Source organism: Hallella mizrahii, assembly GCF_009695775.1.
Taxonomy (GTDB): domain Bacteria; phylum Bacteroidota; class Bacteroidia; order Bacteroidales; family Bacteroidaceae; genus Prevotella; species Prevotella mizrahii.
In genome coordinates, this window is record NZ_VUNG01000017.1 from 56648 (window position 1) to 69246 (window position 12599).

The window sequence follows — 12599 nt, forward strand, 5'->3', positions numbered from 1 at the left end:
GATTGTATTGCTATTGCTCAAGGACAAGCATCTTAGTCCTTGACATATTTCTTACCTTGAAACAAGTAGATGCCCTTCGGCAGACTGGTCTCCCGAAAATTGCTCACATGGCTTTTGACGACACGCCCACAGAGGTCATAGACGGTGCCCTCACTGCTTTTCTCAGCAGAAACAAGGCTGATGGATGTCGTAGACGGTGCCGGATAAGTACCCTCGTAGTCTTCCTTTGCCTCTCTGGCGCCTGCTGTGATGCCGTCCAAATCAAACTGGTCAAAGACAGATCCGTCGCGACGGTTGACGATGGTCATCGTGTTGGAACCCGTGGCGTTGGTATCCCACACAAAGGGGATGACGCCGTCCTGCATAGCCTCAGCGGTGACCAATTGATACCAGTATTGCCGACTCTCGTCGTGGTTGGATTGTGTGCCCTCCGAAGAGGACAACGTACGATGAATGGCACCGTACTCTCCGAGGATGATAGGGTAGCCCTTGTCGACAAAGGCAGCGTTGAGACTGGCGAAACTGTTCTTGATCGACTGTTCCTCCTGCGCGTTGGATATGTGGGAGGCCCGCTTTGGACCGTGTTCCACCCAATAGTAATAGGCCGTCTTCGCATCCGTGTTCTGACAGAAGTTATACGGGTCGTAGCTGTGGATCTCTACCATCAGCCGGTCCTTGGCCGTGTCGTTGATGCGGCTGGCATCGAAGTACTTCACCGTGTGTCCAATATTTGTCATCGGTCCCTGCACCACGAGGACGCGTTTGGCATTGTTGCCGCCCGTAGCACGGACAGCGTCTACAAAGACATTCTCATATTCGATCAGCCGATCTGTGAACTTCTTGAGATCAGCGTCGGACGGACTCCACTGGTTGGTCAGCATCAACTTGCCTTTGGCATCCGAGCTTCCACCGCCCACGCCCGGCTCGTTGAGTCCGGCAAAGATCACCCGCTCGTCATAGTCCTTGAGCGCATTGGCGATGTTGGTCCACAGTTTTCGGAGCTGTTCCTTCTTTGCGCTGACATCGGCTCCCGTGGTGAAACCGTCGTACTCCAGCCAGCCGCCGTCCCAATGGTCGTTGATGATGACATAGAGTCCGGCGTTGATACAGTAGTCGATGATCTCCTTGACACGGTTCATCCACGCCGGATCGATGGTCATCGCCGCCTTGTCAGCAATATGTCCCATCACCCACGCACAGGGGATGCGCACGCTTTTGAAGCCCTGCGCCTTGACGGCATCGAGGACCTGCTGCGTGGTCTTGGTCGGTTGCCACTCCGTTTCGGAGGCTGTACCGGCGACGGCTGTGAAATTGTTGTCATAGCTTCCGGCCTCCAGCGTGTTGCCGAGGTTCCATCCAGGAGCCATATAGTGTGCCATCTGTGCGGCAGTGAGATCCATCGTCTTCATGCCGGGATGATCCTGGGCAAAGGCAGTGGTGAGAGAGCCTGCAAGGAGCAGGGCGAGATAGAGTTTCTTCATACAGATCAAATCAAATTATCCTATTACAAGTATATGAATGGACTGGCAACTATTGATAACGCGCCAGTCCATTCCATATTATTCATTTTCTGAGATTAATGGAGCTTTCCGGGAGTCTCCACGCTGTTGATGGTGACCTTGACCTTTGTGGGATCGACGAGATCCTTCCACAGGTTGTAGAGCTCAACAGACCACACCACAGCACCCTGGCACTCACCGGGCAGCGTAGCAAATACCGAGTAGGTGCCGTCGCCCGTGACTGTTGTGCGTCCGAAACTGCTGCCGCCCCAGTAAGAGGGACTCCAGTCGGGGTCGGCATAGCTCAGCTCTGTCTTGTAGCTCTTGGCGGCACCTGCCTTGAGATTTCCGTCAATGCCCTTGATCGTGAAGTTGACAATCATATTGCCGGCGAAGTGGAGGCCAGAGGCGTCCACGCCATTCTGCTTGGTACTGCCATACTCGCTGTAGATCTCGATGCGTCCGTCGGTGTCTTTGTCGTCTTTGTTGACAAACTCAGTCTTGGAGAAGTCCATGCCCACGGTGGGGTCGGTGTCGAGCGCAATGTTCACGATCTCAGCCTTCACCTTCGACGCATCGACGAGGTCGTTGGCGAGATTGTTGATGTCGATACAGAAGACGTTAGCACCATCGGCGGTCGCACCACCTGTCTCCATCCAAACGGTGTAGGTACCGTCACCCGTGATGCGGGCATCATACTTGTCACCAGTGAGCCCGGACCAGTGAGACGGATCCCAGGAAGCGTCGGCATATTCCAGTCCTGCAATGTTTTCCTTAGCGGCTCCACTCTTGTAGTTGCCGTCGAGTCCACTGATCTTGAAGGTCACAGCCATGGTGTTGCTGAAACGGATAGAGGCGGGATCGATGACGGCATTGCCTTTCGTCTTACCGTACTCGCTGTAGATCTCAATGCGTATACGCCCGTTTTTCTCCAAGTCGCCAATATCGAGCTTACCCGATCCGTTTGGCTTGAGCTCGGAATATGGGCGTACGGTGCGCAGGCAAACGCCATAGTGTCGCAGCGAGTTGCCGTTTTTCACGATGCCATTACCGTCGAAGGTCAGCGTGTTGGCATAGTTGCCGTCGACCTTGCTTGCGGTTCCGGTCCAGTAAAAAGCCTTGCCGTCGTTGATGATCTCCTTGCCGTCGCGGTAACCGGTATAAGGCAGGAAGATGGAGTTTCCGTTGCTGGCAGTGAAGCGGATACCTTTCACGCCATTGACGGTATCGAAGGTTTTCTTGGTCTTCTCGATGAGTTCCTTGACCTGGTCGAGTGTCGGCATCTGAGAATAGAACGGGAACGAGCCGTCGATGTCGAGATTGTTGGTGAGGTCGAGTTCCGTGTTGGCGATGTCACCGGTGGAATAGTCAGCGTTGTCCTTGGAATACTGTTCGGCAGTCTTGTCGCCGTATCCGAAGTAAGCGCCCACGCCTTCCTCGCTCTCCGCGCCGATGTTGCACTTCGCCCACGTGACGCTGAGTCCGAGATCGACATATTCCATCGTCTGCGTCTTGGTGGTGAGTTGCTTCACGGGACCGTATACATATCCGTCGCCTACCTTGACGAAAGCCTTATAATAATAGGTGGTGCCGGGCAGCAGCCCGCCCACTGTGGTAAGATCAAAGTCACGCGCATCGGAGAGCAGATCTTTGCTCATCCCTATCTTCATGCCTTTCTCCACCGTGCCAAGGCCTTCGAGTCCGGAAAAAGAGGCAGAGAAGGTAGCCTTGGTGTAGCTGATGTCAGTGGCGTCGAGTGTCTCGGCTTTGGCATCCGTGGCGACAAAGGTCTTCACCTCACCATATTTATATACCTTGTTCTGCAGGCAGACATAGGTGGCATAGTGGTAGGTAGTGCCGGTGTGGAGACCACTGAGACTGGCTCGGATGGTGTCGGCCGACAGTGAGCCGCGCACCTTGGTGCCGCCGGCGGTGGGATCGTCGGCTGTGGAATACATCACGCCGACCTCATAACTCGACGGATCGGCAGAGGAGAGATCATCGACGGTGCCATCGATGGCAGCGCTGACGGCCGTCACAGCGGCGTCGCCCGTGGTGATGGAGGTGACGATCGGCGTGGTCGACACCGAGTAGTTGTCATCGTCGGAACAGGAAGTGATGATGAGCGAAGAGGCCAGCAGTGAGGTGGCCATCATCATCAGTCCGGGAAAATATTTCAATTTCATGATAACTTGCTTTATAGTAACACTAACAATTGATGCTGGACCGTCAGCTGTTCCTCAAGCTGTGGAGGACCGACGACTCACGTCGTCTTTGTCCTCCCGAACTTGATGTATGAAGCCTAAATCCAATATCTATAAAAAAACAGAGCGGTCCTTATTTATGTGAACCACGTGTGGCACGATGATGCGCTTTGGCATTGTCTGGTTTGACAAACGGCGCGCCAACGTCCATCTTCACTTCTACTGTCACCGAGAACGTCTTGGAGAAGCTGCATTGAGCGGCAAGTCCTGCCGAGGCTCCCCAAGGATTGACGATATAGCGACGTGCAGTAGATTCCTTGTCACCGACTCCCCGGTCAATGGCAGCGTCGTCGAAGGCAACGTCCTTGCCGTCGGCCTGAATGCTCTTCACCACGACATCGCAGTTAGGATGGTCACCGAGCAGTTTCTCTATATCGAGATAGACACCATAGACATTGTTGCAACTGCCGTTGATGGTGAAGGTATAGGTACCGTCAGAGCCGTCTTTGACAAAGACGTCGTCGCTCTGCTGGAAGGTCCAACCCGCGTCAAAGAGGTGCAGACCACCTTTGTAGGTCTTGGCCACACCGGCGCGCACGACAGTCCACTGATAGCCCATGTACTGATAGAACTTACCCTGATCGTCGTACTCCCGTGCTCCCCACACGATATTGTCCAGTCCGCCGGTCTGCGGATTGCAGTTGGTCTCCTGGCCGAATCCGAGGATACGCAGACTGCTTTCGTTGGTGGTCATCACGGCGCGTCCGTCCTTGCTGATGGCAAAGGTGGGCAGCGCGGGCGTGAAGGAGTAGATGCCATCCTTGCTCAGCGTGTAGGTGCCCTTGGTCTCGTTGCCGTCGGGAGCGGTGAACGTGTAGCTGTGGTTGCTGCTGTTCATCACGATGGTGACGTCCTCAAGGTTGTCGATAGCGTCGAAGGCCGTCACGCCCTTGGCCTTTCCGTCCTTGGTGTACCAGTCAAAGCCGGTGAGCTTGTAGGTGATGATGCGGTCGTTCTTCGGTTCCACGAAGTCCATCCAACCGTCTTCCAAGGTTGGGAAAACCTCCACCTCAGGAGCCTCGTAGTGGTCGGCATAGTCTTTCGATACGAAGTTGAAGCAGAGCCACCACTTGCCCTCGCCGGAGGTGTCAGGGTTGCGAAGGATGGCGAGACGCAGCTGGTTGTTGGTCAGCGTGACGATATGGATGTCTTTTTGCCATCCGACAGCGTCCTGACGGTCGTCCCATTTGGGCGAGTGGAGCAGCGGACAGTCGGTCAGGTTGAGCTTGTGATTGTCGAGATCGAGCAGATAAGTGCCTTTCTGAGCCTTGGCAACGCCATTGGGATCGTAAGTCACACTCTGCACGTTGGCACCATCCTTCAAGTCGAAGGTGATAGAACTCTTCATGAAGTTGCCCGACTCATCCTCGTGGTTGGCAGCGGGATCCCAGTTGCTCGTAAAGTTGTTCCACTCAGCATTGGTGGCCGAGGGATCGCCATAGGATACCTCGCCCGAGCAGAGTCCATAGTTTCCGTTGTCGGGAATCCACGTCTTGCTCTGTCCGACACCACCGGTGAGCATGGTGTAGAGCTCGTTGTTGACAAAGTCGGCACAGAACTCATCGACGGTGAAGTGAGCAGTGTCGCCGTAGACATAGCCGCCACGCGTGTTCACACCGAAGAGCACGTCGTAGGTGCCGGGAAACGGAATCTTCAGCGTGACCTCTTTCTCCTGAGACCGGCCTTGCGGCTCAATCCAGTTGACCTGATAGCGGTCGGCCATCTGACTCTTCAAATACACGATGTTGGGGTTCTGACCGTCGTGGGTGATGGTATAGGCCTGTCCTTCGACGAGATCAGCCGGCGTGACATCCTTGTCGCCGAGGTCGTAGTCATCGGGCGAGCACGCTGCCATGCCGAAGAGCATGAGTGCCGCCGCTGCTAAGGCATAGATATAATGATTGATTTTCATAAAGCGTTTTCTGTTTAGTCCATTCTTTGTTGATGGTGAAAGAAAAATGTTTGCTGCCCCAGGATTACCATCCGGCATTCTGTTTGAGCAGGTTGTTGGAGCGCTGGATCTGCGTGAGCGGAATCTGGCAGAAGCCTCGTTTGCTCTTGATGTTCTCGGCCTTGATGGTCACCGTTTCTTCCCTGCCGCCGGAGATGACTCTCTCTCCACTGGCGGCAATGGTGTTGGCTGCCACGTCGATGCCCTGACGGAGTAGATCCCAGTAGCGGATGCCCTCACCAACGAACTCGAGCTTGCGCTCTCTGAGGATGTTGCTCTCCGTGGCAGGCAACTCGCGGTAGCCGTTGCTGAGCGTGCCGTCGCTCTGCGTGAAGGCACGTTTGCGCACCTCATTGAAATAGGTCTGAGCCTTCGGCGAGCCGAGTTCTGCTGCCATCAGCAACACGTCGGAGTAGCGCATGAGCACGTAGTCCTGGGGCTGGGAGTTCTGGAAGTCACCCGCCATGAGGCCCTGATAGTAGTGTGTCATCGACCAGGAGCCGTCAGTGCCCTTGGTCCACTTAGATCGTGGCGTGTATTTCTTAATGGTAAAGCCAGTGTATTCGCGCTGGTCAGAGGCCACCTTCTTCCAGGCATCGAGCTGCGTGATGCCTTCCTGGGCCATGTTGATGATGGAAGCACTCTGCCGGCTGTCGCCGGTGGCGAAGTCGTTCCATGTGGCTGTGGTCACCGTGGCGCCGCCCCAGCCTTGGCCGTAGGGCACACAGATCGTACCGCCGGTACGCATTCCGAACATCACGATGTTGCGGTTGCCGGCACTGTTGCCGTTGTAGTCACCGGTATAGTTGAACTTCATGCTCAGCACCGTCTCGCTGTTGCCGTCGCCGGCATAGGTCGAGTCGTTGGTCCAGTTGCCGGCAGCGTCCTGCACCCAGTTGTCGCTGGCAGCGGGCCAGAGGTTCTTGAACTGCGGCACGAGGCTGTACTCGCCGCTCCCGATGACATCCTCCAAACCGGCCAAAGCCTTAGAGGCAGTCAGTCCGCCGGGCATCTCCTTGCGTTCGTTGTTGTTGTAAACGCCGTCGTAGAAGAGATAGACACGGGCGAGCATGGCCTCAGCGGCATACTTGGTGATGCGGCCGTCGTTGGCAGCAGCCTGACTCTTGGGGTAAGCGTTGGCCGGGATATTGTCGGCGGCGTAGGTCAGATCGTTGACGATGAGCGCATAGACGCTGTCGGGATCGGCCTGAGGAACATTCTCGTCGGTAGGCGTGGTGAGCAAGGGGATATGCTCGAACATGCGTACCATATCGAAATAGCACAGTGCGCGGATGGCACGTGTCTCGCCGAGGATGCGGCCCTTGACGGCGTCGGAGCTCCACGGCGTGCCCTCGGTCTTGAGCAAAAGCTCGTTGCAGTTGTAGATAGCCTTGTAGTAGTATTCCCACAGATCGTTGTAGATGTTGGTCTGTGAAGATTCCTGGCTGATGTCGAAACGGTCGACGACCTGGGAGTTGCGACCGTCGTTGGCACCCGTACCGCCGAAGCACTCGTCGCTCATATACTCTGCTGCCATCTGGAAAGTAAAGGTCGGACCGAGTGACACGGTGCCCTGCCAGCCGTCGTAGCAACCGATGAGGGCACGGTCGGCGTCGTTCTGGTTCTTATAATAGTTGCCCGTAGATGTCTCGGTCTTTGACGAGACATCAAGGAAATCATTGCCGCAGGCAGTCAAGCCCAAGGAGAGCAGTGCTGTGGCGGCGATGGTGAATATCTTGGTTTTCATTGTCTTCTGAGATTAAAGGTATTAGAACTTGAGATTGATGCCGACCAGACAGGTGCGTGGCCGTGGGTAGTAGCCCAGATCCACACCGCTGACCCATCCGTCCATACCATAGCCCACCTCGGGATCCATGCCGTTGTAGTGCGTGAAGGTGAAGGCGTTCTGCACCTGGAAATAGAGGCGCGCCTGCGAGATGTAAGGCGTATGGATGAGTTTGGCAAAGTCGTAGCCCAGCGTGATGTTGCTGATACGGAGGAACTTGCCGTCGTGGATGAAGAGATCAGAGAACTGGTAGTTGATGTTGGTGTTGGTCACGCGCGGGATCTTGTTGCTCGTTCCCTCACCGGTCCAGCGGTCGAGGATCTCTGTGGTGTAGTTGGCGGTAGTGGACCCCACTTGGCGATAGCTCTGCACGATCTTGTTGCCAGTCTCGCCGTTGGCGGTCACGGAGAAGTCGAAGCCTTTGTAGTCGAAGCCCAGCGAGAAGCCGAAGGTGAAGTCCGGCATACCGTTGCCGAGGTTGACCTTATCGGCATCGTTGATCTTGCCGTCGTGGTTGATGTCGTAGTATTTCACGTCGCCAGGCTTGGGATCAGCCTGCAGCACACCATTGCCGTTGGCGATCCAGTCTTTGATCTCCTGCTCGTTCTGGAAGATACCAGCTGTCTTGTAGCCCCAGAAATATCCGATGGGCTCACCGTTGCTGGCGCGGTAGAACTCCGAAGAGTTGTCGTAGAGTTGATTGGCCTGTCCGTGGATGATGCCGTCCTCGTTGGGGATATTGCCGACCTTGTTGTGGTTGTAGGCACCATTGACGTTGACGAAGTAGTTGAAGTCGCGGCCGATGCGGTCGTTCCAACCGAGACCTACCTCAACGCCGATGTTTTTCACGTCACCACCATTGATATATGGTGCACCTGTTCCTGCCGTGGCGAGGATAGGCGGCTGCACGAGCCAGTCCTTCGTGGTTTTGTAGTACCAGTCAAAATTGACGTTGAGCTTACCGAGCACACGGGCGTCGAAGCCGAAGTCGGTCTGTTCAGAGGTCTCCCAAGTGATGTTTTCGTTGGCGAGACGCGTCACGCGGGCGCCCCACTGGTCGGCTGCTGAACCCTTCGTCGTACCAAAGTTGTAGTAGATATTGGTGAAGGATACAGGTGCGGTATACATGTAGTTACCAATGTTTTGGTTACCGACCTGTCCCCAGCTGCCGCGCAGTTTGAAGTAGTCGACGACCTTTGCCAGCGGCTTCCAGAACTTTTCGTTGCTCATCACCCATCCGGCGCTCACCGAGGGGAACCAGCCAAAGCGGTGACCGCGGGCAAAGCGGCTGGAACCGTCGCAGCGCAGTGTGGCCGTAGCCATGTAAGTCTCTTTGTAGTTCCACGACAGACGGCCGAAGTAGCTCACCATGCGCTCTTCGTCCCAAGGCGACCCGCTGGCGCTGAGTCCTTCCTCCTGCGACTTGGCGGTGCCGTTGCTCACCCAGGCATAAGGCCAGGTGTCGAAGCCCTCACGCAGGGAACCGTTGGCGGCATAGAGGCTGCTGCCATTGGTGCGGTAGGCCTCAGTGCCGAGCATAGCGTCGAAGAAATGCTTGCCAAGCGTCCAGTTGTAGGTCAGGGTGTTGGTCCAAGTGATGCCAAAACCGTCGCTCTTGCCCTGGCTGGCCGACGTGCGCGTGTCGTTGTAGCTGTAGACCGAGAAATGATAGAGCGGGTTGAAACCGCGGTAGTCGTTGGAGTCGTACTTCACGCCGAGCGTAGAGCGGAACTTCAGATTCTTGATGAACTGGAACTCAGCGAAGACATTGCCCGTAAAGGTGGCGTTTTGCGACTTGTTGATGTTGCTGACCATCATCACGCCGTAAGGGTTGCCGTCGGCGTTGTACCACGGGCTGTTGGTGGTGTCGTTGTAGGGACTGCCATACACGCCGTTGTCGCTGTAGACCGGTGCCAATGGCGAGGTGCCAAAGGCGGCGCGCAATGAGTTGTTGTATTGGTTGCCGACGTTGAGTCCGCGCTTCTTATAATAAATAAAGGAGACCTGCTCGCCGACCTTGAGGAAATTGTCGATGACGTTGTACTCGGAGTTGACACGGAAGTTGTAGCGGCCGTAGTAAGAGACATCCTTGCCGCCGACGATACCTTCCTGGTTCATATAGCCCAGGCTCATGGCGTAGTTGCCACGACCACTGCCGCCGGTGATGCCGAGGGTATAGCTCTCGGTTTGTGCGTTGTCCTTGAACATCTGGTCCACCCAATCGGTGTCATAGATCTGTCCGGTCGTCGGGTCTGTGATGCCCCACGTGGTGACGTTGCCGTCGGCGTCTTTCTGCGTATAGTAGCTCTTCCAGTCGTAGGCCTGGCCGCCGGAGTTGATATTCTGCTCGTCCATGATGGTCATATACTGCTGGGCATTGAGCATCTTCACCTTGTGGATGGGTTTCTGCCAACCCTTGTAAGCATCGAAGCTGACCACGGCACGGCCGTTCTTACCGCTCTTCGTGGTGACGAGCACCACACCGTTGGCCGACTGTGAACCATAGATGGCGGCAGAGGCAGCGTCCTTCAGCACGTCGATGCTCTCGATGTCGGCAGGATTGAGCGTAGCGATGTCACCGCGGATGCCGTCTATAATATAAAGAGGAGAAGAGGAACCGGTGGTGCCGATACCACGGATGTTGACCTTGAGTCCCTCACCCGGCTGTCCCGACTGCGAGATGATGGTCATGCCGGGGGTCTGACCTTGCAGTGCCTGCAGAGGATTGGTGGTGTTGAGCTTGGCCACGTCGTCGCCCTTGACCTGAAGGGTGGCGCCGGTGACGAGCTTTTTCTTCTGCACACCGTAGCCGATGACCACGACATCGTTGAGCGAGTTGGCCTCTTCGGCAAGCTGAATGGTAAGATTGTTGCCTGCCACCTTCACTTTTTGCTGCACAAAACCAATGTAGGAGACGAGAAGTGTCTGACCGTCATTGGCCTCCAAGGAGAAGTGTCCGTCGAGATCCGTCACAGTACCTGTCTGCGCGCCGACGACCTTGACCGTCGCTCCCGTGAGCGGCTCGCCATCAGTGGCTGACTTGACCGTGCCCTTCACAATCTTGGCGTAGAGGGCTGAGCCTTGCAATACGCCGATCGCCGGAAACAGCAAACATGCTATTAGGGCAATTTTGCATAAGATAGATTTACGCATGGTTCGTTTAGTTTTTAAATGTATAATAATTGATGTAGGTATGACTACCCGGTATTGATCGTTATTAGGAATGACACTGCAAAATTAACTTTTTCCCAACGAAACAGCCTGCAACCATGTTACAGAATAGGTACACATATGTTACATATTTGGCATTTACCGACCCACGGAAGTACAGATATGATGCAAGAATAGCATAAATATGGGGACGACACCAATATTTTCGCACTTGCATTTCACGGTATCAGCAGAAAAGCGTAACTTTGCGAAGTGAGAGAATAGAACGGACGGAACAACAGATTTCGCCACAACACATATTTATACACACATGGATTACAAGATGATCGTGCTCGATCTCGACGGCACACTGACAAATAGTAAGAAGGAGATGACGCCCCGCACACGCGACGCACTGCTGAAAGCTGAACAGCAGGGCGTGCGTATCGTGCTCGCTTCAGGACGCCCCACCTATGGCATCACGGCTCTCGCCGAGGAGCTGGACCTGAAGACCTACCGGGGATTTATCCTTGCCTTCAACGGCGGACGCATCACCGACTGCGCTACGGGCAAGGTGGTCTTTGACCAACCCTTGAACCCTGAGGTAGTGCCACCACTCTACGAGGCGGTCAAGAAGCATGGCATGGAGATGCTCACCTACCAGGACGAGAAGATCGCGGCAACGAAGAAGGCCAACAAATATGTCCTCCACGAGGCATTCATCAACAAGATGCCGATCGTGGAATACACCGATTTCATCCATCAGATCCGCTACCCGATCAACAAATGTCTGGTCGTCGGCGACCCGGCACCGCTGCACGAGCTTGAGCTGCAACTGGCCGAAACGTTCAAAGGCGTGATGGATGTCTACCGCTCTGCCGGTTTCTTCCTGGAGTGCGTGCCGCCCGGCATCGACAAAGCGCACTCGCTGGAGCGGCTCTTTGAGCTCACTGGCATTCCTCGGGAGGAGGTCATCGCCTGCGGCGACGGCTACAACGACCAGAGCATGATACGCTTCGCAGGGCTCGGCGTGGCCATGGCCAACGCTCCCAAAGACATACAGGACTCGGCCGACTACATCACCTACAGCAACGAGGAGGATGGCGTTGCACACGTGGTCGAGAAGTTTATTCTGAAATAGATTTGTCGGGAAAACTGACATTTTTCCGCCCACGTGCTGCCAAAATTCTGCGCCAATGCCTCCTTTGCACCGAATTTCGCGAATTTCAGAGGTGTTTTTACAAACGCTTATAAATCAACAAGTTATAAGTATAGGCGCATTTTTTAAGTTCTAAAGACATCGCTTCCGCCCGGCAATTTCAAAGGAAAGCTTATCAAAACACTGTTTTGTACCGCTCATCTCAGTTGTTTCTATAGATGAAAACACTGAGATGAGCCGATGAAACAAGTTGTTTCTTCAGCTCATCTCAATGTTTTTTCAACGGCTGGCTACGATTTTGTGGTTCAAATCGCCATTTCTTCTTTTTTTTCCTGCCTTCGTTTTTCTAGAAGGCATGTGTACAGGAATGTCTTTTTGTAATAATTTATCACAGCGCCACCCATTTGTAACTGTTCAGCAAATGCAGGTCGACGCAGTAAATGATCACTCCTAACTTTTAAATCATAAATAGTTAAACTACGCCTGCGGTATTGACATCAACCGCCGTAGGGACGTTAACAGGGGAATACCACCAAAGCGAAGTGGATGTCATCCACCGTAGGAGCAAGGGTCATCCCTGCCATAACCCCGCAAAAGACATAAAAAAATGTGGCACAAGAGGATGGAATGATTACCTTCAAGGGGGTTAGGGCAGGGATAAACCGAGGCTGCTGCCAAACTCCCTTTAAAAAGAGGGCGGATATGCATTTATTGGGGCGTGCAACTTATGGGAACTCAGAAACAGACCAGGCCAAAATTGGAAAAAAGAAATCGCTGGCGGATTTTAATG

General features: G+C 54.5%; 7 protein-coding genes. 2 read left to right on the top strand and 5 right to left on the bottom strand.

The features are described 5' to 3' along the window. Positions 1–32: 32 nt before the first annotated feature. From FYJ73_RS07910 to FYJ73_RS07930, 5 genes are all read right to left on the bottom strand, one after another. Positions 33–1481: a cellulase family glycosylhydrolase gene (locus FYJ73_RS07910; RefSeq protein ID WP_154534178.1), complete on the bottom strand. Its 1449-nt coding sequence runs from the start codon at positions 1479–1481 to the stop codon at positions 33–35. Between the two features lie 95 nt (positions 1482–1576). Then, positions 1577–3685, bottom strand: a complete 2109-nt coding sequence (locus FYJ73_RS07915) for a hypothetical protein (protein ID WP_206081728.1) — start codon at positions 3683–3685, stop codon at positions 1577–1579. 151 nt (positions 3686–3836) lie between these two features. After that, positions 3837–5675, bottom strand: a complete 1839-nt coding sequence (locus FYJ73_RS07920; RefSeq protein ID WP_154534179.1) for a hypothetical protein — start codon at positions 5673–5675, stop codon at positions 3837–3839. Positions 5676–5739: 64 nt separating this feature from the next. Then, positions 5740–7461: a RagB/SusD family nutrient uptake outer membrane protein gene (locus FYJ73_RS07925; protein WP_154534180.1), complete on the bottom strand. Its 1722-nt coding sequence runs from the start codon at positions 7459–7461 to the stop codon at positions 5740–5742. Between the two features lie 21 nt (positions 7462–7482). Continuing rightward, complete coding sequence (locus tag FYJ73_RS07930; RefSeq protein WP_154534181.1) at positions 7483–10653, bottom strand: SusC/RagA family TonB-linked outer membrane protein; 3171 nt, start codon at positions 10651–10653, stop codon at positions 7483–7485. 328 nt (positions 10654–10981) lie between these two features. Between FYJ73_RS07930 and FYJ73_RS07935 the strand changes: the two genes are divergently transcribed. Continuing rightward, positions 10982–11791 carry a Cof-type HAD-IIB family hydrolase gene (locus FYJ73_RS07935; RefSeq protein ID WP_154534182.1) on the top strand — a complete coding sequence of 270 codons (810 nt, stop codon included), beginning with the start codon at positions 10982–10984 and terminating at the stop codon, positions 11789–11791. 627 nt (positions 11792–12418) lie between these two features. After that, positions 12419–12599, top strand: a 181-nt coding sequence (locus FYJ73_RS15700) for a hypothetical protein (protein ID WP_206081729.1), incomplete at its 3' end; no start/stop codon positions are given.

Coding starts and splice junctions, on each gene's coding strand:
- FYJ73_RS07930 (WP_154534181.1), bottom strand. CDS start 10,653: ATGCGTAAATCTATCTTATGCAAAATTGCCCTAATAGCATGTTTGCTG.
- FYJ73_RS07920 (WP_154534179.1), bottom strand. CDS start 5,675: ATGAAAATCAATCATTATATCTATGCCTTAGCAGCGGCGGCACTCATG.
- FYJ73_RS07915 (WP_206081728.1), bottom strand. CDS start 3,685: ATGAAATTGAAATATTTTCCCGGACTGATGATGATGGCCACCTCACTG.
- FYJ73_RS07935 (WP_154534182.1), top strand. CDS start 10,982: ATGGATTACAAGATGATCGTGCTCGATCTCGACGGCACACTGACAAAT.
- FYJ73_RS07910 (WP_154534178.1), bottom strand. CDS start 1,481: ATGAAGAAACTCTATCTCGCCCTGCTCCTTGCAGGCTCTCTCACCACT.
- FYJ73_RS07925 (WP_154534180.1), bottom strand. CDS start 7,461: ATGAAAACCAAGATATTCACCATCGCCGCCACAGCACTGCTCTCCTTG.